Here is a 21594-nt window from a genome sequence, read left to right on the forward strand (position 1 = left end):
TACACCTGCCCGTACCGCACCGCCACGATGGGCAGTAGAAAGGGTCCATGACCGCCGACGAGCACATGCCGACGACCGAGGACATGCTGCGGGCCAACGCCCGGAACTGGGACGCCCGCACCCCCGTGCACGTCGCCAGCGGCTTCTACGGCCTGGACGGGTCCCGCTCCCCGGACGGCTGGTTCGCGCCCTTCGAGTGGGACGACCTCGGCGCCCTGCAGGGCCGGGACGTGCTGCACCTGCAGTGTCACCTGGGCGTGGAGACCCAGGCGTTCGCCGGCCGCGGGGCCGCGAACACCGTCGGGCTCGACTTCTCCGGCGCATCCGTGGCGGAGGCGCGCCGGCTGGCCGCGGAGGCGGGGCGGGAGGTGGAGTTCGTCCGGGCGGACGTCCACCGGGCCGTCGAGGCCCTCGGCGGGCGGCGGTTCGACGTCGTCTACACGGGCAAGGGCGCCCTGTGCTACCTGCCCGACCTGCACCGGTGGGCGGAGGTGGTCCGGGACCTGCTGCGGCCGGGCGGGATGCTGTACGTGGTGGAGTTCCACCCGCTGCTCCACGCCCTGGGCCCGGTGCCGCAGCCCGGCGAGCACGAACTGCTGCTGCGCCACGACTACCTGGCGGGCCGGGGCCCGGTCCGCCACGACTCCTCGCACACCTACACCGACGGCCCGCCCCTGCAGTCGGACACGGTCAGCTATGAGTGGCGGCACGGCGTCGGCGAGGTCGTCGGCGCCGCGACCGCCGCGGGCCTGACGGTGGACGTGCTGCGGGAGACGGACCTGCTGCCGTGGCGGCGCTTCGCCGCCATGGAGCCTGCCGGGGACGGCTGGTGGCGGCTGCCGGACGCCGCGCCGAGGATCCCTCTGCTGTACGCGCTCCGTGCGGTGCGGCACGGCTGACGTGGCTGCTCCCCGGCGCGGGGTCCCCGGTTCAGCGGCCGGGCCTGGCCAGCAGCAGCTCGGTGTTGTGGTCGGCCGCGGCGCCGAGCTTCTTCGCCGGGACGGCGTACGGGTCGTTGAAGGACAGCTCCCGGTACAGCGCGGCGAGGCCCGCGTCGGAGGTGTCGCCGAAGTCGGTCGTGTAGGGGGCGGCCGACTCCACCAGCGTGGTGAACAGCGACAGGGTGCCGTCGCCGTTGTCGGCGATCTCGATGATCCGGGCGTGCTGCGGGAAGTCGACGTGCGACGCGGTGTTGATCTCCCAGAAGGCGCGCTCGGGCGTCGCGTGGCCGTGGGCGAGGATCTGGTTCTCGTGGGTGTGGCCGTTGACCCAGGCGACGACGTTCGGGTAGCGCTGCAGCAGGGCCACCAGCTCGTTGCCGTCGTGCCGCTTCTCGAAGGGGTGGTGCGGGTCGGGCAGCAGGTTGCCCATGGTGGTGCTGGTGTGGTGGCTGAAGATCACGACCAGTTCGTCGGACTGTCCGCCGCGCACGACGCGGCCGTCGGCGTCGTACCAGCGGCTGCTGCGGGACTGCAGCACGGACTCCAGCCACTTCAGCTGCGCGGTCCCGAGCGAACCGTCCGCCCACCCGGCCGGGTTGGTGGTGTCCAGGCTGATGCCCAGGACGCCGTCGGATACCGGGAAGGTGTAGTACAGCCGTCCGCTGTCCACCGCGGAGTCGGTGAAGCCGTGCCCCACCGGGCCGGGGCCGGTGCGTGCGGGGTCCAGGTGGGCCTTGGCGAACTCGGCCGGGGTGAAGGGGGCGCGCCGCGGGTCCGGGGTGACGTGCCGCACCGGGCCGCCGCTCTTGAGCAGCTTGGCGAGGTGGAGGACGGCCGAGGCGGGGTCGTTGCGCAGGGCGTCGGCCAGCTTGGCCGCCTCGGTGTCGTCGATCCCCTCCAGCTTGCGGTCGCCGGTGTAGAGCGAGTGCAGCAGACCGAGGTCGGGCAGGGTGCCCTCGATGCTGTCGTCGTGGTTGCCGATGGTGCTGTACCAAGGGGTGCGCAGGCCGGGGGCGTTGAAGGAACGTCCCGCCGCGGAGAGGAAGCCGGGTATCCCGGGGAAGCCCTTGGCCTTGTACGAGTCCTGGAAGGACGCCTCGGGGTTCCAGTACAGCGCGCTGCCGGAGTTCTGCACGCCCTCGTAGCGGCGGGTGTCGCCGCTGTTCGGGGTGATCGCGCCGCCGCTCATCACCGTGAGGTACCAGTCGAGTTCGATCTGCTCGTGGTTGTCGGTGTTGTCGCCGGTCGCCATCACGAGGGAGAACGGGCTCCCCGTGAACGGGCCGCCCGAAAGCGAGTTGACCCGCTCGACGAGGGAGGAGGCCCCGCGCACGGTGAGCGCCTCCTGGGGGCGGTGCGCGCTGTCCAGGTACCGGGCCAGGTACTCGAAGCGCACCGGCGACTCGGTGTCCGCCAGGTGCAGGTCCGTGAACTGCACGAAGGAGGCCAGCGCGGTACGCCGCCCGTCGCGGGCCGCGGCCGCCTGGGCGAGGTCGGTGCGCACCACCAACGGCCAGCCCGGCCCGGCCTGGAGGCGCTTGTACGGGCCGCTGCCCGTTGCCATGGCGGCCTGTTCGAGGGTGGTGCCCGTGGTGCGGACGGCGCGGGCGGCGGTGGCGGCCACGGCACGGTCGAGGGCCGCCGCAGACGCGAACCGGCTGCTGCCCAGCGAGAGGGCCGTTGCGGCTGCTGCGGCCGCGGTGCCGGTGAGGAAGTGGCGTCTGCTGTATGCGGGCATGCCGCGTCTCCTGACGATCGGTCAGCAACGTGGCGTGCCGCAACGACGAGCGTCCGGCACGCACTTACTGGTGCGTAATGGTCGCCGGACAGCATGCTGAGCGGTGCTGGACGTTCCGTGAACGAAATGCAAAGGAACGGTGAGATGATCGTTGAGCGATGGTGATGCAGGAGCAGGAACGCCCCGAAGACCCCGGCTTGTCAGGACTGCGGCACCGGTCCGGCGACGCCCACGGACGACTCGACCAGGCTTCCCAGATACAGCACGCCGTCGTGCTCGCACACGCTGGTGACGAAGCGGTAACCGTCCGCCGGGCGCTGGAGGTCGTGCACCACGCGCCCGTCCGCGTCCAGCGCCATGACCCACGCCGTGGGGCGCGGCCCCCGGAACAGCGCGGTCGGCAGCTGCCACAGCGCGCGGCGCAGACCGGGAGAAGTGCGGTGCAGCAGATCGAGCAGCGGCTCCCGCGGACCGGTCATCGCCACCCAGATCAGACCGCCGGGACCGGTGGAGATGTTGTCCGGGAAACCCGGCAGTTCGGCGAACAGTTCACGCCGCCCCGCCTTCGGCCCGGTGAGCCACAACCGCGTCAGCCGGTAGGCACCGGTCTCGGCGACCACGACGAACGAGCCGTCCCGGGCCAGCGCCACACCGTTCGCGAACTGCAGCCCGTCGAGCACCACTTCGGCGGTGCCCGTACCGGGCTCGTACCGGATCAGACGCCCGCTGCCCGCGTGCTCCAGCAGATCGCCCATCCAGTGCTCCAGCGGCAGCCGGCTGGCATCACTGACGTACAACGTGCCGTCCGGGGCCGCCACCACATTGCTGCACACCGTCAACGGCCGCCCGGCCGCCTCGCGCAGCAGCGTCTCGGTGCGCCCCGAGGCGGGATCCGTGCGCAGCAGCCCCCGCTGCGCGTCACACACCAACAACCGCCCGTCGGGCAGCGGACACAGGCCGAGCGGCCGGCCGCCGGTGTCGGTGACCATGGCCACCTGCCCGCTGACCGGGTCCACGCTCAGCACGCGCCCGTCCTCCACTCCGGTCAGCACCCGCCCCGCGGCGTCGACCCGGACGTCCTCCGGCCCCTTCCCGCCCAGCGGCAGCCTGCGCACACGCGGTAGTGGCGGACGGCTCGCCTTGACGCGCGCCCGCGGGGGCCGCGCCGGCGGCTGCCAGACGACCGGGCGCAGGGCGGGCTTCTGCGGGAGCATGAAGGGACCTTCCGTGGCCGGACGGGGGCGGACGAGCTCGAACATACCGTTCCCGGTGGTGTCGGTGACCGAAGATGCGCCAGGCCGTGGCGCGTTGCCATGGCCGGCGGTCGGGCGAATTTCCAGTGGCCGGAGAGCAGCATGATGAGTTGAGACGTCAACCCCGTTGTGCGAATCGGCATTTTATGGCCTGTTCCAGAGGTCGGTACGGTCGGCGTCATGGAGTGGAGCTTTCAGACTGCAGAAGAACTCGCGGCCGCCTTGCGTGCCGGTGAAGTGACATCGGTGGAGCTGACCGACGAGGCAATCGCTCGTATCGAGCGGGACGACAAGGCGATCAACGCGATCTGCGTGCCGGACTTCGACCGTGCGCGGGCCGCCGCGCGCCGTGCCGACCAGGAGCGCGCCCGCGGCGAGGACCGGCCGCTGCTGGGTATTCCGGTGACGGTCAAAGAGTCCTACAACATCGCCGGGCTGCCCACGACCTGGGGCATGTCGCCGCAGGCGAACTTCATGCCGACCGAGGACGCGGTCCAGGTGTCGCGGCTCAAGGCCGCAGGCGCGGTGGTGCTCGGTAAGACCAATGTGCCGGTGGGGCTGCAGGATATCCAGAGCTTCAACGAGATCTACGGCACCACCAACAACCCGTGGGATCACGGTCTCACGTCGGGTGGGTCCTCGGGCGGATCAGCGGCGGCTCTGGCGTCCGGGTTCGGCGCGCTGTCCATCGGCTCCGACCTCGCCGGCTCGTTGCGTACCCCCGCGCATTTCTGCGGCATCTACGCGCACAAGCCGACACTCGGACTGGCGGCAACCCGCGGCATGGTCGCGCCGCCGGCACCGCCATTGCCGGTCGACCTCGACCTCGCCGTCGTCGGTCCGATGGCGCGCACCGCCCGCGACCTCATGCTCCTGCTCGACGTCATGGTCGGACCGGACCCGATGACGCACGGTGTGGCGTACGACGTGACGCTGCCGCCCGCGCGCCATGAGCGGCTCGGCGACTTCCGGGTCTTGGCGCTCGAGGAGCATCCGCTCATTCCGACCGGGTCCGCCGTGCGGGCGGGCGTGAACCGGGTGGTCGACGCGCTTGCCGACGGCGGCGCCCGCGTCGAACGGCACACTCCGCTGCTTCCCGATCTGACCGAAGCCGCCATGCTTTACAGGCAGTTGCTGTTTTCGGGCTCTGCCGCACGTTTTCCCGTCGACTCCTACGAGCAGTTGCGGACCCGCGCCGCCCGACTGAGCGCAGACGACCAGAGTCTGGATGCGGCGCTGCTGCGCGGGATGGTGTTGAGCCACCGCGACTGGATCGAGGCGAACAGCCGTCGCGAACTCCACCGTCACGGCTGGCGGCAGCTCTTCGCCGAGTTCGATGCCGTGGTGTGTCCCATCACGCCGACTCCTGCGTTCCCGCACGACCACAACCCCGATCCGCTGGAACGCCGAATCGACATCGACGGCGTCGAGTACCCGTACTTCGACCAGCTCGTCTGGGCCGGTCTGGCCACCATGCCCGGCCTGCCCGCCACCGCCATACCGGCGGGCCGCTCTCCCGAGGGCCTGCCGGTGGGAGTGCAGCTCATCGGCCCGATGTTCGAGGACCGCACCCCGCTGCGGCTGGCCGAGCTGCTCGAGCACAAGATCGGCGGCTTCCAGCCGCCGAGGTAGGGCGTACTACCGGGTGTCCGTCGAGGTTGAGATGCGGATGACAAACACGCCAACTACTGCTGGTTCACGGACCCGTCACGGGCACTCCGTCCGAAGCTCGCCCGGACTCCGAAGATCAAGAAGCCCCTGATCGGGGTGTGCGACTCCACGCGCTGCCCGCAGGCCACCCACCACGCCTGCCATCGACCCGTCTGGGCCGAGCAAAGGTCACACCGCTACCGAGGCAGCCAGCACCAGGGAGGATCGGCTCCAGCAGCTGACATCCCACGGACACGGCAGCTGGGGAACATCCGTATCTTCAGCGGTTTCCGGCGCTGCCAGAGGGACACCCGCGCTCTTCTGCCAGCGGTGAACCCCGGCTCGACCGTGCCCGTCGATCACTACTGTCCAGTCTCATGACGACGATTACAACGCGCACGGTCGAGTACCCGGCCGACGGTCTGACGATGATCGGGCACCTCGCGCTCCCGCCCGGTACCGACCGCAGGCCTGCCGTGCTGCTCGGCCCAGAGGGCATGGGGCTCAGCGACGTCGAGCGCCGCCGGGCCGACGCCCTCGCCGAACTGGGGTACGTGGCGCTTGCCTTCGACATCCACGGCGGGCGCTATTTGGGCGATCCCGAGGAGATGCTGGCCCGTTGCCTGCCGCTGCTCGACGACCCCGACCGGATGCGGGGCATCGGCCACGCGGCGCTCGATGTGCTGCGCGCCGAACCGCGGACCGACCCCGACCGGATCGCCGCCGTCGGCTACGGCACCGGAGGCGCGATCGCGCTGGAACTCGGGCGCGACGGCGTCGGCCTGCGCGCGATCGGGACCGTCAACGCACTGACCACCGGCCGACCGGACGAGACGGCGCGCATCCGCTGCCCGGTGTGGGCCGGGGTCGGGTCGGAGGACCCGATCATGCCGCCCGCGCAACGCGACGCATTCACGGCCGAGATGCAGGCCGCGGGCGTCGACTGGCGCCTCGTGGTCTACGGCGGCGCCTTGCACGCCTTCCACCACCCGCCGGTCGACCATCCCGTGGTCCCTGGCGTCGGCTACCACCCACGGCATGCGCAGCGAGCCTGGCACGACGTCGTCGACCTGCTGGCCGAGTGCCTGCCCGTGACGGAGTGATGCCCGGCCCGGCCCGCGTGTCAGGGCGGCCGGGGCGAGGGTGCTGAGCCCCGGGACCGCCATTGCCCCTGCATGGTGATCCCGTTCATCTTCATCAGCTCGGTGTGGAAGTCGAGCCTCATGTCGAGCGGCACGGAGTTGAAGGTGGGGACGAGGTTGGCGGCGCCGTAGCCGAAGGCTCCTGCGAGCAGACCGGTGGAGAGCAGGGACAGGCCCAGGAGAAGGCGGTTGCGCATTCGGTTCATGCTTTCTTGGCGGGTTGGGTGAAGCGGTTGCTCGGTGCTCCTCGGAGCTTGCCGTCTGGAAGTCTGCGGCCGTAGGCCAGCAGCAGGAGGTCCTGGGCGGCGCCGACCACGGGCGCGCCTGAGCCGTACGACCAGTCGAGGTCCTCGGCGCACAGCCGCACTCCGTCGAGGTCGGCGCCGAAGAACTTCAGGGTGCTGGGCCGGATGCCGTCGAGCAGGATGCGTAGCCGGTTCTCGGGGACGCGCCGGTCAAGGCCGAGGGCGACGGTGATGTCCAGCCCGTGCACGACGTCGTGGCCGAGTGCCGCAGCGAACCCGCCGACTGGTGGTGTCCAGGGATGGTGGGCGTTGTCCCGCAGGAAAGCGGCGAGTGCGGTGGTGGAATGGGCGGCCGCATCCCGGCGCGCGACCCTGTCGGTCATGCGGTGGAGGTTGCCGCGCGCCTTGGCCAGCTCGCCGAGCGTCGCGGGCAAGGAGAGCCGGAACCCCATCGACATGTGCGCTGCGACCTCGCGAACCCGCCATCCCGCACAGAGGCTCTGCCCGTCCCAGTGGTCGGCTTGGAGACTGTCGAGCAGGTCCGCCAGTTCCCGGCGTTCCGCTGCGATCGCGGCCCTGACCTCGGTGTTTTGCCCCTTGCGGGCTGTCGCGTTCTCCATGCGATCAAGCGTGCCGCCGCCCGCCATATATCTCAAATAGATGGTTTTGCTGGTCACTAGAATCATCAGTTATGGAACTTCGTCAGCTTCGTTACTTCGTCGCGGTGGCCGAGGAGGGTGGTTTCACTCGCGCCGCCGCCCGGCTGCATCTGGCTCAGCCCGGCCTGAGCGCCCAGATCCGCCAGCTGGAGAAGGAGCTGGGGCAGCCACTGCTCGACCGCTCCGGCCGGTCGGTGACGCCGACCGAGGTGGGTCGGGCGGTCCTGCCGTACGCCCGCGCCGCACTGGCGGCGGCGGAGTCGGTGCGGCAGACAGTCGATGCGTACACGGGACTGCTGCGCGGCCGGGTCAGGCTCGGGCTGGTCTCCGGCGCCACCGGCCACGCCTTCGACATCGCCGCTTTACTCGCGGACTTCCACGACTCCCATCCCTCGGTGGAGGTGGCCCTCACCGAGGACGCCACGGAGCGGATGCAGGCCGCTCTCCTGGCCGGCGAGCTCGACATCGCCGTCCTCGGAACGGCGGAGGAGGTGCCCCCGCCCGGATTGGCCTTTCAGACGGTGATCGATGTCCCGCTGGTTGCCGCTGTCGCGCCAAGTGACCCAGTTCTCGATCGCGTCGACGGTACGAGCGTCCCACTCGCCGATCTGCAGGATCGGCCACTGATCTGCCTGCCGCGCGGCACCGGGGTGCGCGCGGCGCTCGAACGCGGCTGCGCGCAGGCAGGATTCCGGCCCCGGATTGCCTTCGAGGCGGCAGCCCCACACGTACTCTCGCGCCTTGCCGCGCGGGGCCTGGGCATCGCCGTGCTACCTGCCGGAGAAAACGAGTCCCCCCTTGACGGACGGCTTCGCACCCTGCGGATCGTCCGGCCCGAGATGCGTGCCCGCATCGCGCTCGCCTGGCAGGCCAGCGGTCCTTCGAGCCCCGCGGCCCGGGTTCTCCTCGAGCGCCTACGCGATGCCATCCCCAAGCCGTCCGATTCCTAGAACGCCTCTGTCCTTGGTCATCGTCGTGCCCAGATGAGGATGGCGGCGACGTGGATTGCGGCCTGATATGCGAGGGCCAGCTTGTCGGTTCGCATGGCCAGGTCGCGCCACTGCTTGAGGCGGTTGATGCAGCGTTCGACGGCGTTCCGCTGGCCGGGTCCGGGGCCTGCCGGAGCCAGTTCGAGGCACGCGGATGCGAGCCATGACCATCTCAAAGGTCGGAGCGTCGTTGTCAGCATCAGTTGCGGCGAGGACCGCGGCGAGAATCTTCTCCCACGTGCCGTCGACGGCCCACCCGACCAACCGTTTGTGAGCGGTCTGGAACGAGCCAAGCTCGTCCGGCAGATCCCGCCAGGGCGAGCAGGTGCGGTACTTCCATGCGATGGCCTCGAGCGTGCGGCGGTGATCGGCCCACCGTCGTCCGCGGACCGGATCGGCTGGCATCAGCGGCGCTATCCGGCCCCACATCGCATCAGTGATCACTAACCGAACGGACACATCTCATCGACTGACCCACCATCAAGGAGACACGCCCTGGACGAATGAGTGCGAAGTCCTTCGGGCTTCGGACCTGGCCGTCGCCTGGTCCCTGCTCGGCTTCACCGTTCACCAGGGCTTCAGGCTCACTCGTCTAGGGTTCTCCCGTGGAACGTGTACTGATAGCCGGCATCTCCGGGGCGGGAAAGACGACTATGGCTGGGCGCCTGGCGGCCTGCGCCGGGCTGCCGCGCCATGAGCTGGACGCCCTGCACCACGGCCCCAACTGGCAGCCGCGGGAGGCGTTTCGGTCCGACATCGAGCGGTTCGCCGCGAGCCCGCGGTGGGTCACCGAGGATCAGTACACCTCCAAGCTCGGTGATCTCCTGCTGGCGCGCGCGGACACGTACGTCTGGCTCGACCTGCCCCGCCGGACCGTCATGTTCCGGGTGCTGCGCAGGTCCGTGAGCCGTGCGCTCACGCGCCGCGAGCTCTGGAACGGCAACCGGGAGGGCTTCCGCGACTGGCTCGACCCCGAGCACCCCATCCGCTGGGCCTGGGCACAGCATGCGGCGAAGCGGTCCCGGACGCGTGACAGGCTCCGCGGCCGGCCTCATCTGACGGTGATCCGACTCACCTCGGCCCGAGAGGCCCGTGCATGGTTGCGGGCGCAGGAGCATGCGTACCGGGCCGAGGGGCGTGCTCCCTACGACGAGCAAGCGGGAAGTCTCTTCGGGCGCAACGGGTGAGGGTCTCGTTGATCGATGTGTGACGAACGACCTCGAGACCGTCATCACCGCACTGTACGTGAAGATCGACGATGAGTTGGGAGGGCCGCACCCGCCAGTTCAACTTCACCGCCAACGTCACGGGCGAGACGGTCACGCTCACCGAGCACGACGCGCACCTGTGGGCCGATCGCACTCAGCAGAACCAGGTCTCCAGCGCCGTTCAGACTGTTCTCGACACCTGGCGCGACCAGGCAGTCTGACCGGCTCCCGAGCCCGATCGGGGCAGGACTACCCGCATCGCACGCAGACCAGCACCGACGCCATCGGCAAGGCCGTCGACCAGGCCATGAACCATCGACGCGACCGGATCCGACAGTCAGCAACGAACCGCATCCGAGCCGCTTAGTTGCGCTTGGGCCAGATCGGGCCCTGGTCCGTCCAGATGACGCCCTTGTTGCGGCACAGGCAGAACGGGTGACCGATCGGGTCGGTGTAGACCTGCCAGCCGTAGCCGTTGGGGCCGATGAAGTCCTGCCTCAGCGTCGCGCCGAGGTCGAGGACGCGGCGCTGCTCGGACTCGATCTCGTCCACTTCGAAGTCGAGGTGGTACTGCTTGGGGTGCTCGCTGTCGGGCCACTGCGGAGCGCGGTAGTCGTCCACCCGGATGAATGCCAGCTCGATCTCGCCGAACTGGATGCCGGCCCAGTCCTCGGAGCTGCCTTCCTTGATCGGACGGCTCGTCACTTCGGAGTAGAAAGCCGCCAGTTTCATGGTGTCCGGACAGTCGATAATGAAGTCTGTGAGTCGCAGCATCCCGCGATCTTGGCACAAGCTCACACCCGACTTCGAGACGGGCCCTGAGCGGCTCCGCTGAGGTGCGGGAACAGAAAGTTCCGGGGGCTATGGGGGATTCGGCCCCGGACCCCGTTCACCAAGGGCGGCCAGGTTTGTACCGCAGGTGTGGATCAGCAGCGGACTTCGGCAGAGCCGCTTAGCGCTCGATCTCCCCACGCCACGCTGCCTTGAGCCGCTGCCACAGCCCCGGCTCGCCATCGGAGGGGCTGTAGTCGAAATCCTGGGAGTCGTCCTGTGTCGGCTGGGCGTCGGACAGAGAAGGGTCGGTGTCTCCGTGGTCCGTCATGCAGGACGGTACTGGATCCGTAGGCCGTACCGGGCGGTCCTGGTGATTCGGTAGTGCGGCGGCGCCGGGGCCGATACGCCGGCCGGGCATGCTCTTGGGTGCATGCCAGAGGTCGCCCAAGGGCATGAGAAAGGGACCCCGCCCGGCCGGTATCCGAGCGAGGACCCAAGCGGATCAGTGACCCGCACGCGCCCAGTTGCGCGGACGCGCTCACGCCGCATCGATCCGCGGGAACACCGAATCGTCCAGCACGATTCCGATCCCCACCGCCACCGGGATGGCGATGAGCGCCCCGACGATGCCCAGCAGGGCGCCGCCGACCACCACGGCCACGACCGTGACGATGGGGTGCACGTTGACCGCGTAGCGCATCGCCTTCGGCATGATCAGGTAGTCCTCGGCGAGCCGGAAGCCGATGTAGAAGCACGCCGTGCCCACCGCGATCGGGAAGGACACCGAGAGGGCCACGAGGCTGACGACGATGCCGCCGATGGTCGATCCGATGACGGGCACCATGTCCATCAGCGCGACGAAGACGCCGAGCGCCGCCGCGTAGGGCACGTCGAAGCCGATGCACCAGAGGAAGGTGGCGAGTCCGGCGATGGCGGAGGTGACGACGTTGCCGAGCATGTACCGCCCGACGCGCAGCAGGATCTCCTCGGTGAGCTGTACCGCCCCGGCCCGGCGGCTGAGCGGGATGAACCGGTAGGCGAAGCACTTGAGTTGCTCCATGCCGACCATGAAGTAGACGGTCAGCACGACGACCAGCGCGGTGCCGGTGACGGCGTTGATGACGACGTGGCCGGCGCCCAGGAGGCCGCCGACGACGGCCTTGCCCAGGTCGGAGCCGAACTGGCGGCGGGCCTTGGAGACGAGGTGGTAGCGGTCCTCCAGGCGGCCGAGGAAGGAATGGTGGTCGTGCAGCTGGTCGAGCCACTTGGGCACGGTGTGGACGAGCGAGGCGACCTCGGCGGAGACCGGGGGGATGACCAGGGCGAGGAACCCGCCCAGGACGGCCAGCAGGGCGAGGACGACCAGGGTCACCGCCCACCCCCGCCTCATACGGCGCCGGGCCAGCCAGGCCACCACCGGCTCCAGGCTGATCGCCACGAACAGGGCCAGCAGCAGGAGTGTGAGGACGCCGCTGATGCGCAGCACGGTCTGCACCGCCAGATAGGCCAGTGTCAGGCCCAGCCCGACGCTGAAACCGGCCGCGCACCACGAGGACACCGGCCGCACCCGCAGCCCGCGCTCCGCACGTGGCTCCCGCGGGCGGCCGGCCCCGCCGTGTGCGCCTTGCGGGGGGTTGGATGCCGGCATGCCGTCCTCTTCGATCACCGTCTGCGGGGAGTCGGGCCTCTACGTACCCTGCGGACGGTGCGGTGCATCGCTCACCCGGCAAGACCACCTGCTGGGACGAGTGCCGGGGCCGCTCGGCACGTGATGGCTACAGTGCGGTCCATGCGGCTGCTCCTGACGTCCGACACCCACCTCCCCACCCGGGCCCGGCACGTGCCGCCACCCCTCCTGGCCGCAATGGACCGGGCCGACGTCGTCCTCCACGCCGGCGACTGGACCGACATCGCGACGCTGGAGCTGTTCACCGCCCGCGCCCGCCGACTCATCGCCGTCCACGGCAACAACGACGGACCCGGCCTGCGCGCCCGGCTGCCCGAGATCGCCCACGCCGAGCTCGCCGGACTGCGCTTCACGGTCGTCCACGAGACCGGCCCGGCCCGCGGCCGCGAGGAGCGCTGCGCCGAACGCTTTCCTTCCACCGACGTGCTGGTCTTCGGCCACAGTCACATCCCCTGGGACACCACCGCCCCCGGCGGCCTGCGCCTGCTGAACCCCGGCTCGCCCACCGACCGGCGCCGTCAGCCCTACCGCACGTACATGACAGCTCGGGCGGACGGCGGCGAGCTCACGGAAGTGACGTTGCACCGCATCGAGGCGGCAGCGGCGAGATAGGGGGCGCGGTTACGCCGGTATCGCATGCGTGACCGGATCGCGGGTACCCGGGGATTCCCCCCGCATCCGCGGGGTGGGCGCACGCTCAGGACCACGGAGGTGGCCGGTATGGCTCGTCAGCAGCCCAGGAAGACGTCCCGGGAACCGAAGGGGCCGGGAGCCCGTTCCGGCCGGGAGAGCCAGGCGCGCGAGCGCTCCGTGCCGGGTACGGCGAGCGCTCAGGAGGGCTACCGGACCGAGGGCGGCACCGCGCGCGACCAGGCCCTCGAAGGAGTGCGGGCACGGGGCGGGAGAGCGGAGAAGGAACGGACGCGCGGTGAGGCGCACGGCAAGAGGACCCAGTCGTGAACGCCGGACGCGGCGGGAAGGCTCCTGGGCGCCGCAAGGCCGTTCCCCGGGACATGCAGGACCAGCAGGCGGGCGCCGCATCGCAGCGGGGCCCGGCGGGTCTGGAGACTCCCCGTGAACCGAAGAGCGCCGGGAACGCCGGGGAGCGGTCCGGCGGTACGGGTGGCTCCCGGGAATCGCAGACGGACGAGCCCCCGGACTGACCACCGGCGCGAAACCCGTCAGGGCACCGCACCGGCCCCCGGCGTCACGGACCTCCTCACCGCGTCCCGGCCGGCTGCGCCGGGACCTCGGGCACGAGCCGTGCGAGCCCGGTGATCTTGTACATCAGGTACTCCAGCGGGCCTCGCTGGAAAAAGCGCAGCCAGACGACGGCCAGCAGCATGAAGGCCGCGACGAAGCCGAGCAGCACCGGCAGCGGGGAGCCGGGCACGTCCCCGATGCCCAGTGCCCAGATGGCGGCGATGTGCAGGACGTACGCCGTCAGCGAGATCCTGCCGACCGCGACGACGGGCCAGGCCGCCCGCCGGAAGCGCGGCAGGGCGTCCGCCGCCACGATGCACGCCGCGAGCACCAGGAGGGCCACCCCCGTGTTGCCGAGGATGGACGGGGTGGTCTCGCTGTGCGGGGCGGCCACCAGCAGCCAGGCGGGGGTGTCGCCCGTCGGGTCGCCCACCGCGTCCGACCACCAGGCCGACATCACCGGCCCGTCGCCCACCGCCCCGACGGCGGCCGAGATGCTGTGGAACAGGTTCAGCGCCAGCCAGGAGCCGCCGTAGCCGAGCACCGCGAGCGCGCCGCCCGCGGCGGCCAGCCGCCGGAGCACCGCGCGTGAGCCGAGGTCGAGCTTGGCGACCGCCATGCCGGCCAGGACGAACGGCATCCACGTCAGCACCGGATAGCTGCCGGTGAAGAACAGGTCGACGAGCCCGTCCGTGCCGCTGATGCGGGCCAGCGGATCGTGAGCGGCGACCCGCTCGGCCCAGGTGCCGCTGCTGATGGAGTCCTGCACCAGGTACAGCGCCTGCGGCAGCACCAGTGCCGCACCGGCCGCCAGCCACGCCAGGGTGCGGGCACCCAGCCGGTACAGCGGCAGGGCGAGGACGAAGTACAGCCCGTAGTAGGCGAGGATCACCTCGACCTGCGTACCCGTCATGGTCAGTGCCGTGCCGAGGACGAGCAGGACGGCGGAGCGGATCAGGATGCGGGCGACGGCGACCTGCCCGTCGCGGCCGGTCTTCGGCACCCGCCGGCCGGTCATCAGGACGAGCGAGAACCCGGCCAGCACGGCGAACAGCGCGGACGCCCGGCCGTGCGAGAGCTCCATCAGGAACCCGGTGGTCCCCCCGGTGGACGGATCCGGGCCGACGTGGGCGGCGAACATCCCGAAGACCGCCAGTCCCCGGGCCAGGTCCACACCGACCAGCCGTCCCGCCCCCGTGCGGCGGCCCTCGCCGTCCCCCGTGCGGGCAGGGGAAGGAGCCGGGAGGGCTGCCGTTGATATGTTCTGCGACATCCCTCCAGGGTCGGTGACCGAGGGTACCCGCGACAGGGCCTTGGGTTTAATTTGCCTCACACTTCCGGGTGGCGGGCATGGCCGGTGTCAGGCCGCATGCTGCGAAGCCGCCGCCTCGGGCCGCAGGTCCGCGAGCGCCAGCCGGTGACGGGGCTCTCCGGGCAGCACCACGCGGCGGACGACCTCCTGGCCGGGACCGGCGTACAGCAGCTCGCCGGGCTCCATCGGCCGCCAGTGCGGGTTGTCGTCCAGGCGTTCGCTGGCCACCACGACCGCGGGGGAGTGGGCCAGGTCCTGCGAGTGCACCCGCAGCCGGCCCGCGCTGCCGCTGTGGTCCAGGTGCCGGCAGCCGTGGTGGCCGCCCGTGGGGCGCTGCAGCACGTACAGCGCGTGGGTGTCCGGATACCGCAGCGCCCACAGCCCGTCCGCCGTGGCGAGGACGAGGTTCAGGGCGTAGACGGGCAGATGCGCGGCGACCCACCGCGCGGCGTGCTCGATCCCGGCCGACACGTCCCCGTCACGGGTCCGGATCTCCCGGCTCACCAGCGCGAAGAACCGCTCGGAGTCGGTGTCGCCCAGCACCCGGGCCCGGTCCTCCCCGAGTTCGGCGTCCAGTGCGTCCAGCCCCTCGATCACCCCGTTGTGCGCGAACAGCCGCCCGTCCTGCACGAACGGATGCGTGTTGCGCTCCTGCAGACCGCCGGTGGAGGCGAAGCGGATGTGCGCGATGAAGGTGCTGGACTCCACCCGCCGGGCCTCCTGGGCGAACTCCCGGTCCTGCCAGGCGGCCAGCGGCGCCTTGCGCACCACCGGTCTGCCGTCGGCGGCGAAGTGGCCGAGCCCCGTGCCGTCGGGCTCGTGCCGGCTCTGGACGCTGAGACTGTCGGGCGCGTCCAGCAGCCAGAAGGTGGCGTGCACGCGCCGCGGAGCACTGCTCAGGCCGAACAGACGGCACATCGGGGGCTCCTCACTCGTGGGGTCCCGGGGTCCGCGGGCACTTGGTCTCCACGCCGTGCGCGAAGGCGCCCGCGTCGTCCTCTCCACGGTAGGGCCTGTCCTGGCCGGCGAGCCGGGGCAGGATCCGGCGCAGGTCCTCCAGCAGCAGATCGGCCAGATCGTGACTGAAGCCGTTGCGGACGACGATGCGCAGGACGGCCAGATCGGTACGGTTCCGCGGAAAGGTGTAGGCGGGTACCAGCCAGCCCCGCTCCCGCAGCGCGGCGGAGACGTCGTAGACCGTGAACGCCTCGATGCCCTCGCGCACCCGGAAGGCGAACACCGGTGTCTCGCTTCCGTCGGTGAGCAGCTCGAAGGCGTCGAGCTTGGAGATCTCCGTCGACAGCCGCACCGCGACGTCCCGGCACGTCTGCTGCACCCGCCGGTATCCCTCGTGGCCGAGCCGCAGGAAGTTGTAGTACTGGGCGACCACTTGGGCACCGGGCCGGGAGAAGTTCAGGGCGAAGGTCGGCATGTCCCCGCCCAGGTAGTTCACATGGAAGACCAGATCGTCCGGCAGCGCGTCCTTGTCCCGCCACAGCGCCCAGCCGACCCCCGGCATCACCAGCCCGTACTTGTGCCCGGACGTGTTGACCGAGGCCACGCGCGGCAGTCGGAAGTCCCAGGACAGCCCGGGGTCGAGGAACGGGGCGATCATCGCCCCCGAGGCGCCGTCCACATGGACCGGCACGTCTATGCCGGTGCGCGCCTGCAGCTCGTCCAGCGCGGCGGCGATGTCGGCGACCGGCTCGTAGCTGCCGTCGAACGTCGAACCGAGCACCGTGACCACGCCGATGGTGTTCTCGTCGCAGAGTGCGACGGCGCTCTGCGCATCGAGGCGGTAGCGGTCGCCCTCCATCGGCACGTACCGGGGCTCGACCTCGAAGTAGTCCGCGAACTTCTCCCAGCAGACCTGGACGTTGATGCCCATCACCAGGTTCGGCCGGTCGGTCGGGGCGCCCTCGGCGCGGCGCCGGTGCTGCCAGCGGCGCTTGAGCGCCAGGCCCGCCAGCATCGCCGCCTCGCTCGAACCGGTCGTCGAGCAGCCGACCGCACGGTGCGGGTCGGGGGCGTTCCACAGCCGGGCCAGCATGTGCACGCAGCGGGTCTCCAGTTCCGCCGTCTGCGGGTACTCGTCCTTGTCGATCATGTTCTTCTCGGCGCACTCGGCCATCAGCCGCAGCGCCTGCGGTTCGGCCCAGGTGGAGACGAACGTGGCCAGGTTCAGCCGCGCGTTGCCGTCCAGCATCAGCTCGTCCCGCACGATCTGGTACGCGGTGTCCGGTCCCATCTCCCCGTGCGGCAGGGCGTACCGGGGCACGTGGACCGGCTCCCGGGCGAAGACCGGGTTGATCTCCATGTCCCGGGCGGCATGGCGGTGGTGGCGGGGATGCTTCAGGACCATCGTCGACGTCCTCTCGCAGGGAATCGGGCGCCCCTGCCGCCTACCCCGGCGCGGCGCGGTTCATCGCACCGGGGAGGGTCGCCTTGCGGCATCGCGACACGCCGCCTGTACCAACGGGGGCTCCCCGGGCCCCCGTTGCACCGGTTCCGGGCCTGCGGGGGACCATGGGGGAAACAAGGGATACATCCCGCTCGTTGGGGATTCCGTGCGACATTTCCCGGGAAAGCCCGCGGCTTCCGCCCTGCTCGCCCTGCTCTGCGCGTTCGTACCGCCCGCCGCCCCCGCACCGGTCGCGGAGCCGCCCGCGCTGTCGCAGGCCCGACCCGACACGGCGCTGACCGAGGCGTTCCGCGGATACGCCCTTCATGGCACCGCACCCGCCCACTGGACGGGCGGTGACAGCACCTACTCCGTACCGACCGCCGACGGTGAACTCTGGGTCTTCTCCGACACGTTCCTCGGCACCGTGCACCCCGACGGCTCACGGGCCCCGGCACCCTTCGTCCACAACAGCTTCGTGCTCTGGAACCGCTCCGGCCCGCACACGGCCGTCGGCCACGACCCGGACGGCGCCCCCGCCTCGCTCGTCGCCCCCGCATCCGGCTGGTACTGGGCCCGGGCCGGCACCACGGACGGCCCCGGCACGGTGGAGGTCGTCTACGCACGCTACGAGACCACCGGCACCGGCCCCCTGGACATCGCCTGGCGCGGCAACGCGCTCGCCCGCTTCCGCACCGGCCGGCTCGGCCGGCCGGTGTCGGTCACCCCGCTGCCGTCGTCCGCACGCATCGCCTGGGGCGCCTGGCTGTTCCGGCAGGACGGGCACATCTATGTCTACGGCACCGAACGGGCGCCCTCCGGCGGCAACTTCCTGCACCTGGCCCGCGTCACCGGCACCGACCTGCGCCGGCCCTGGCAGTACCGGACGGCCCGCGGCACCTGGTCCGCCCGCGAGGCGGACGCGGCCCGCCTGACCGGGCCCGGCGGCACCGCCCTGCGCACCGCCGACGAGCTCAGCGTCGTCCGGCACGGCCCCTGGTACGCCCTGCTCACCCAGCGGACGGACCAGCCGTTCAGCGCCGAGCTGCAAGTGGCCTGGTCCCGCACGCCGTTCGGCCCCTTCGGCAACGCGCGGACGGTGTACAGGGCACCGGAAGCCGGACCGTACGGCACCTACCGCAACGCGAACGTCATCGCCTACAACCCGCACGAGCACCCCGAGTTGGAACGCCGCGGGGAGCTCGTCGTCTCGTACAACGTCAACAGCCTCGTCCCGCAGGACGTCATCCGCCGCGCGGACCTCTACCGCCCGCGCTTCCTGCGCCTCACGCTCACCCCGCCCGGGCCCCGGCACGGCGCTTGACCGTCTTCCGCAACGGGTAGCCTCGCCGGATGAAACCGCCCGTCGCCCCCGGGGCGCGTGCCGTGCTCGGCCATGTACGGCCGCTCCTGAAGGACTTGCCCGGACTGCTCGCCGCCTGCGCCGGGGCGGGACCGGTCCAGCGGCTGCGGCTGGGGCCGAGGGACGTCTACCTGCTCACCGAGCCGGAACCGGTCCGCCAGGCGCTCGCCCTCGAAGGGGACGCGCTGGACCGCGTGCGCGAGGGCGCACCGGGCCGGCTGCTCGGCGAGGGTCTGCTGGGCGCGACCGGCCCTGCCCACGGGACGCGGCGGCGGATGCTGCAACCGGCCTTCCGGCAGGAGCTGGTGGCGTGCCACGCCGACGTCATCGGGCCGGTGGCCGCACGTCTCGCCGCCGGCTGGAGCCCGGGGCGGCCGCTCGACATGGTCCACGAGTCCGTCGCCTGCGCGGCCGAGGCCATGTGGTCCGTCCTGACGGGGGAGCGGCCGGCCCGCATGCCCGTCTCGGACCCCGCCCGCCGCATCCTGGACATCGACCGGGGGGCGGTCGAGGAGACCGGGTTCCTCTCCCGGACACCCGCATCGGCCCGGCGCCGGTACCGCTGCGCCGCCGCGCTGCTGCGGCGGATGCTGGTCCACGCGATCGACACCCTCCCGCCCCCGGGCAGCACACCCGCCGGCCTGCTCGGCGTCCTGGCACAGGTCCGCGACCGGACCACCCGCGAGCGGCTGTCGCGGCGCCAAGTCCTCGACCACGCCCTGGAGATGCTGGTCGCCGGTGCCGTCGCGACCGGCATGACCCTCGCCTGGGCCTGGCACGAACTGGGCCGCCACCCCTACGTCGAGCACCGGCTGCACGAGGAGATCGACACCCGGCTCGGCGGCCGTCCCGCACGCCACGAGGACCTGGCCCGCCTGCCATACGCCGGCCGGGTCGTCACCGAGGTGCTGCGGCTCGCCGGGGCCCCGCTGGTGGGGCGCCGTGCCCTGCGCGAGATCGAACTCGCCGGCTACCGGGTGCCGCACGGGGCGGACGTCGCGTTCTGCCCCCACGCCCTGCACCGGCACCCGGATCTCTACCCCGACCCGCTGCGCTTCGACCCGGACCGGTGGCTGCCCGGGCGCGCCAGGACGCTGCCCCGCGGCGCCTTCCTGCCCTTCGGGGCGGGCGACCACCAGTGCATCGGCGGCACCCTGGGAACGGCCCATGCCACGCTCGCCCTGTGCACCATCGCCGGTGCCTGGCGGCTGCGCCCGGTGCCGGAGCACCGCATCCGCTGCGTCCGCAGCAACGTCCTGCGCCCCGACGCCCTGCCGATGACGGCCGAGCCACGGGGGCCCATCGGCCGCTGTGCGCCGGGTGGTTGAGCGGTCTGCTACGGTGAGGGACATGAAGCGCGCTGGTTCTGCCATGACGACGACGCCGGAGAGTGTCCCGGCGCGCTGACATCTGTTCTGTGTCCGAAGCCCCGGGGCGAGTGCCCCGGGGCTTCGCCGTGTGGTCACTCGCACCGACGAACGCGAGGAGACCGCGATGCACGACCACCGCAAACTCGGGCGCGAGCTCGACCTGTTCGACACCGACCCGCTGATCGGCGCGGGTCTGCCGTACTGGCTGCCCGACGGGGCGGCGGTGCGCCACGCCCTGGAGGAGTACATCCGCGCAGCGGAGCGCCGGGCCGGCTACCGGCATGTCTTCTCGCCGGTCCTGGGCAAACGGGAGCTCTACGAGATCTCCGGCCACTGGTCCCACTACAGCGAGGACATGTTCCCGCCGATGGACCTCGGGGGAGAGCAGGTCGTCCTGCGGCCGAGCCTGTGCCCCCACCACGCCCTCATCTACCGTTCCCGGCCCCACAGTTACCGCGAACTCCCCCTGCGCATGGCCGAACTGGGCGGCATGTACCGCTCCGAACTCTCGGGCGTGCTGGGCGGGCTGACCCGCGTGCGGGCCATCCAGCTCAACGACGGGCACATCTTCTGCACCCCGGACCAGGTGGCCGACGAGGCGCGCGGAGCGCTGGAACTGATCGACCGCGCGTACGCCGCCCTGGGCATCACCGCGGCCCGCTACCGGCTCTCCCTGCCCGGCGCCGGCGGGAAGTACGTGGCCGACCCCGCTCTGTGGGAGCGGTCGGCCGCCCTGCTGACCGAGGTCCTGGACGCCTCCGGCGTGCCGTACGAGGCGGTCGAGGGGGAGGCGGCGTTCTACGGTCCCAAGATCGATGTCCAGGTCGCCGACAGCGCCGGGCGTGAGGCGACCTTGTCGACCGTCCAGGTCGACTTCCACCAGCCGGAGCGGTTCGGGCTGCAGTACACCGGCCCCGACGGGCAGAAGCACCGGCCGGTGATGGTCCACCGCGCGGTCATCGGCAGCATGGAGCGGGTCGTCGCCCACCTCATCGAGCTGCACGGCGGCGCCTTCCCCGCCTGGCTGGCCCCCACCCAGCTGGCGGTCCTGCCGCTCACCGGGGCGGAGGTGCCCCGGGCCGAGGCGTTCGTGCAGCGCTGCCTCGACCGGGGGCTGCGCGCGGAGGCCGTGGGCCCGGAGCACGGCACCCTGGGCGCCCGTATCCGCGCGGCCCGGCTGGTCCCGTACCAGGCGGTGATCGGCCCCAGGGAGGCGGCCGGCGACCTGATCGCCCTGCGCCTGCGCGACGGCCGCCGCCCGGATCCGCTGCCCGCGGAGGAGGTGTTCCGGCGCGTCGGGGCACTGGTCGGGGCGCACAACACCGCCCTCTGGGACGCCCCGTGAGGTGTCACCGGGCGATGCTCCCCGTGAGCGATCGGGGGGCAGGGTGTGAGCCCGCCCATGAGAGCCAGATCACGTGCGATGCAACGCCGTAGAGGACCAAAGGCCTGAAATGGACATCTACGGCCAATTGGTGGGCATGGACAACGGCTTCCGGTAGTAGGTCACACCTTTGCCAGCGGATTCTTCCGCCGCTAACACTGGTCGAGTCGCACGGCGCCGTCGAAAGAGACGCGGCGCTTCTTTCGCGCCAATGACGGCCACTGCGACTTCGCGATTGGAAGGATCAGCTCGCTCATGCGCACCACCCACTCCGG

General features: G+C 71.4%; 21 protein-coding genes and 1 pseudogene. 11 read left to right on the forward strand and 11 right to left on the reverse strand.

All coding sequences use genetic code 11. From position 1 onward, the window contains the following. The first annotated feature begins 47 nt into the window (after positions 1–47). On the forward strand, positions 48–899 hold the full coding sequence (locus HG542_RS29730; protein ID WP_171086868.1) for a class I SAM-dependent methyltransferase: 852 nt from the start codon (positions 48–50) through the stop codon (positions 897–899). 31 nt (positions 900–930) lie between these two features. Here the strand turns inward: HG542_RS29730 and HG542_RS29735 are convergent, their stop codons facing one another. Beyond that, positions 931–2679: a TIGR03767 family metallophosphoesterase gene (locus tag HG542_RS29735; RefSeq protein ID WP_171086870.1), complete on the reverse strand. Its 1749-nt coding sequence runs from the start codon at positions 2677–2679 to the stop codon at positions 931–933. A 200-nt stretch (positions 2680–2879) separates the two neighbouring features. Continuing rightward, positions 2880–3893 (reverse strand): SMP-30/gluconolactonase/LRE family protein, encoded by a 1014-nt coding sequence (locus HG542_RS29740; RefSeq protein ID WP_171086872.1) that lies wholly within the window; start codon positions 3891–3893, stop codon positions 2880–2882. Positions 3894–4112: 219 nt separating this feature from the next. On the opposite strand from HG542_RS29740, the gene HG542_RS29745 reads away from it, so the two are divergent. Together HG542_RS29745 and HG542_RS29750 are read left to right on the forward strand one after the other, a co-directional pair. Further along, complete coding sequence (locus HG542_RS29745; RefSeq protein WP_171086874.1) at positions 4113–5564, forward strand: amidase; 1452 nt, start codon at positions 4113–4115, stop codon at positions 5562–5564. 395 nt (positions 5565–5959) lie between these two features. Further along, positions 5960–6685 carry a dienelactone hydrolase family protein gene (locus HG542_RS29750; RefSeq protein WP_171086876.1) on the forward strand — a complete coding sequence of 242 codons (726 nt, stop codon included), beginning with the start codon at positions 5960–5962 and terminating at the stop codon, positions 6683–6685. 20 nt (positions 6686–6705) lie between these two features. Here HG542_RS29750 and HG542_RS29755 read toward each other — a convergent pair whose 3' ends face one another. Next, positions 6706–6921 (reverse strand): hypothetical protein, encoded by a 216-nt coding sequence (locus tag HG542_RS29755; protein WP_218039090.1) that lies wholly within the window; start codon positions 6919–6921, stop codon positions 6706–6708. Positions 6922–6926: 5 nt separating this feature from the next. Continuing rightward, positions 6927–7589 (reverse strand): maleylpyruvate isomerase family mycothiol-dependent enzyme, encoded by a 663-nt coding sequence (locus HG542_RS29760; RefSeq protein ID WP_171086878.1) that lies wholly within the window; start codon positions 7587–7589, stop codon positions 6927–6929. 71 nt (positions 7590–7660) lie between these two features. Between HG542_RS29760 and HG542_RS29765 the strand changes: the two genes are divergently transcribed. After that, entirely contained in the window at positions 7661–8578 is a 918-nt protein-coding gene (locus tag HG542_RS29765) for a LysR family transcriptional regulator (protein ID WP_171086881.1), read from the forward strand. Between the two features lie 17 nt (positions 8579–8595). Here HG542_RS29765 and HG542_RS29770 read toward each other — a convergent pair. After that, a pseudogene (locus HG542_RS29770) lies at positions 8596–9076 on the reverse strand (transposase). 146 nt (positions 9077–9222) lie between these two features. Between HG542_RS29770 and HG542_RS29775 the strand changes: the two are divergent. Continuing rightward, positions 9223–9804 carry a P-loop NTPase family protein gene (locus tag HG542_RS29775; RefSeq protein ID WP_176607128.1) on the forward strand — a complete coding sequence of 194 codons (582 nt, stop codon included), beginning with the start codon at positions 9223–9225 and terminating at the stop codon, positions 9802–9804. A gap of 71 nt (positions 9805–9875) precedes the next feature. Continuing rightward, positions 9876–10046, forward strand: a complete 171-nt coding sequence (locus HG542_RS29780; RefSeq protein WP_171086883.1) for a hypothetical protein — start codon at positions 9876–9878, stop codon at positions 10044–10046. A 142-nt stretch (positions 10047–10188) separates the two neighbouring features. Here HG542_RS29780 and HG542_RS29785 read toward each other — a convergent pair whose 3' ends face one another. The 3 genes from HG542_RS29785 to HG542_RS29795 all read right to left on the reverse strand — a co-directional run bounded on the left by HG542_RS29785 (position 10189) and on the right by HG542_RS29795 (position 12247). Beyond that, positions 10189–10599, reverse strand: a complete 411-nt coding sequence (locus HG542_RS29785) for a VOC family protein (RefSeq protein WP_171086885.1) — start codon at positions 10597–10599, stop codon at positions 10189–10191. 178 nt (positions 10600–10777) lie between these two features. Continuing rightward, entirely contained in the window at positions 10778–10927 is a 150-nt protein-coding gene (locus HG542_RS29790) for a hypothetical protein (protein ID WP_171086887.1), read from the reverse strand. 210 nt (positions 10928–11137) lie between these two features. After that, on the reverse strand, positions 11138–12247 hold the full coding sequence (locus HG542_RS29795) for an AI-2E family transporter (RefSeq protein ID WP_171086888.1): 1110 nt from the start codon (positions 12245–12247) through the stop codon (positions 11138–11140). A gap of 141 nt (positions 12248–12388) precedes the next feature. Here HG542_RS29795 and HG542_RS29800 point away from each other — a divergent pair, with 141 nt between their 5' ends. Both HG542_RS29800 and HG542_RS29805 read left to right on the forward strand, forming a co-directional pair. Continuing rightward, positions 12389–12898 (forward strand): metallophosphoesterase family protein, encoded by a 510-nt coding sequence (locus tag HG542_RS29800; RefSeq protein ID WP_171086889.1) that lies wholly within the window; start codon positions 12389–12391, stop codon positions 12896–12898. Between the two features lie 108 nt (positions 12899–13006). Next, a complete protein-coding gene (locus HG542_RS29805; RefSeq protein ID WP_171086853.1) occupies positions 13007–13246 on the forward strand; it encodes a hypothetical protein in 240 nt (79 codons plus the stop codon). A 259-nt stretch (positions 13247–13505) separates the two neighbouring features. Here the strand turns inward: HG542_RS29805 and HG542_RS29810 are convergent, their stop codons facing one another. The 3 genes from HG542_RS29810 to gad all read right to left on the reverse strand — a co-directional run bounded on the left by HG542_RS29810 (position 13506) and on the right by gad (position 17163). After that, on the reverse strand, positions 13506–14762 hold the full coding sequence (locus HG542_RS29810; RefSeq protein WP_171086890.1) for a DUF418 domain-containing protein: 1257 nt from the start codon (positions 14760–14762) through the stop codon (positions 13506–13508). Between the two features lie 87 nt (positions 14763–14849). Then, complete coding sequence (locus tag HG542_RS29815) at positions 14850–15719, reverse strand: class II glutamine amidotransferase (RefSeq protein WP_171086891.1); 870 nt, start codon at positions 15717–15719, stop codon at positions 14850–14852. A gap of 10 nt (positions 15720–15729) precedes the next feature. Then, a complete protein-coding gene (gene gad, locus HG542_RS29820; RefSeq protein ID WP_171086892.1) occupies positions 15730–17163 on the reverse strand; it encodes a glutamate decarboxylase in 1434 nt (477 codons plus the stop codon). Between the two features lie 205 nt (positions 17164–17368). Between gad and HG542_RS29825 the strand changes: the two genes are divergently transcribed. The 3 genes from HG542_RS29825 (at position 17369) to thrS (ending at position 21280) form a co-directional block, all read left to right on the forward strand. Continuing rightward, complete coding sequence (locus tag HG542_RS29825; protein ID WP_229922478.1) at positions 17369–18526, forward strand: DUF5005 domain-containing protein; 1158 nt, start codon at positions 17369–17371, stop codon at positions 18524–18526. A gap of 29 nt (positions 18527–18555) precedes the next feature. Then, complete coding sequence (locus HG542_RS29830) at positions 18556–19893, forward strand: cytochrome P450 (protein WP_171086896.1); 1338 nt, start codon at positions 18556–18558, stop codon at positions 19891–19893. Between the two features lie 166 nt (positions 19894–20059). Next, the gene (thrS, locus tag HG542_RS29835) at positions 20060–21280 is read left to right on the forward strand and encodes a threonine--tRNA ligase (protein WP_171086900.1); all 1221 of its coding nucleotides are present in this window, start codon (positions 20060–20062) and stop codon (positions 21278–21280) included. Positions 21281–21594 lie beyond the last annotated feature (314 nt).

Origin of the sequence: Streptomyces morookaense (assembly GCF_013030945.1) — a bacterium.
GTDB classification, from domain to species: domain Bacteria; phylum Actinomycetota; class Actinomycetes; order Streptomycetales; family Streptomycetaceae; genus Streptomyces; species Streptomyces morookaensis.

What these genes read in the sequence shown, in the direction of transcription:
- HG542_RS29740 (WP_171086872.1), bottom strand. Translation starts at nt 3,893, where the DNA reads ATGCTCCCGCAGAAGCCCGCCCTGCGCCCGGTCGTCTGGCAGCCGCCG.
- HG542_RS29830 (WP_171086896.1), top strand. Translation starts at nt 18,556, where the DNA reads ATGAAACCGCCCGTCGCCCCCGGGGCGCGTGCCGTGCTCGGCCATGTA.
- HG542_RS29795 (WP_171086888.1), bottom strand. Translation starts at nt 12,247, where the DNA reads ATGCCGGCATCCAACCCCCCGCAAGGCGCACACGGCGGGGCCGGCCGC.
- HG542_RS29735 (WP_171086870.1), bottom strand. Translation starts at nt 2,679, where the DNA reads ATGCCCGCATACAGCAGACGCCACTTCCTCACCGGCACCGCGGCCGCA.
- HG542_RS29815 (WP_171086891.1), bottom strand. Translation starts at nt 15,719, where the DNA reads ATGTGCCGTCTGTTCGGCCTGAGCAGTGCTCCGCGGCGCGTGCACGCC.
- thrS (WP_171086900.1), top strand. Translation starts at nt 20,060, where the DNA reads ATGCACGACCACCGCAAACTCGGGCGCGAGCTCGACCTGTTCGACACC.
- HG542_RS29800 (WP_171086889.1), top strand. Translation starts at nt 12,389, where the DNA reads ATGCGGCTGCTCCTGACGTCCGACACCCACCTCCCCACCCGGGCCCGG.
- HG542_RS29785 (WP_171086885.1), bottom strand. Translation starts at nt 10,599, where the DNA reads ATGCTGCGACTCACAGACTTCATTATCGACTGTCCGGACACCATGAAA.
- HG542_RS29755 (WP_218039090.1), bottom strand. Translation starts at nt 6,921, where the DNA reads ATGCGCAACCGCCTTCTCCTGGGCCTGTCCCTGCTCTCCACCGGTCTG.
- HG542_RS29810 (WP_171086890.1), bottom strand. Translation starts at nt 14,762, where the DNA reads ATGTCGCAGAACATATCAACGGCAGCCCTCCCGGCTCCTTCCCCTGCC.
- HG542_RS29805 (WP_171086853.1), top strand. Translation starts at nt 13,007, where the DNA reads ATGGCTCGTCAGCAGCCCAGGAAGACGTCCCGGGAACCGAAGGGGCCG.
- HG542_RS29790 (WP_171086887.1), bottom strand. Translation starts at nt 10,927, where the DNA reads ATGACGGACCACGGAGACACCGACCCTTCTCTGTCCGACGCCCAGCCG.
- HG542_RS29760 (WP_171086878.1), bottom strand. Translation starts at nt 7,589, where the DNA reads ATGGAGAACGCGACAGCCCGCAAGGGGCAAAACACCGAGGTCAGGGCC.
- HG542_RS29765 (WP_171086881.1), top strand. Translation starts at nt 7,661, where the DNA reads ATGGAACTTCGTCAGCTTCGTTACTTCGTCGCGGTGGCCGAGGAGGGT.
- HG542_RS29780 (WP_171086883.1), top strand. Translation starts at nt 9,876, where the DNA reads ATGAGTTGGGAGGGCCGCACCCGCCAGTTCAACTTCACCGCCAACGTC.
- HG542_RS29730 (WP_171086868.1), top strand. Translation starts at nt 48, where the DNA reads ATGACCGCCGACGAGCACATGCCGACGACCGAGGACATGCTGCGGGCC.
- HG542_RS29745 (WP_171086874.1), top strand. Translation starts at nt 4,113, where the DNA reads ATGGAGTGGAGCTTTCAGACTGCAGAAGAACTCGCGGCCGCCTTGCGT.
- gad (WP_171086892.1), bottom strand. Translation starts at nt 17,163, where the DNA reads ATGGTCCTGAAGCATCCCCGCCACCACCGCCATGCCGCCCGGGACATG.
- HG542_RS29750 (WP_171086876.1), top strand. Translation starts at nt 5,960, where the DNA reads ATGACGACGATTACAACGCGCACGGTCGAGTACCCGGCCGACGGTCTG.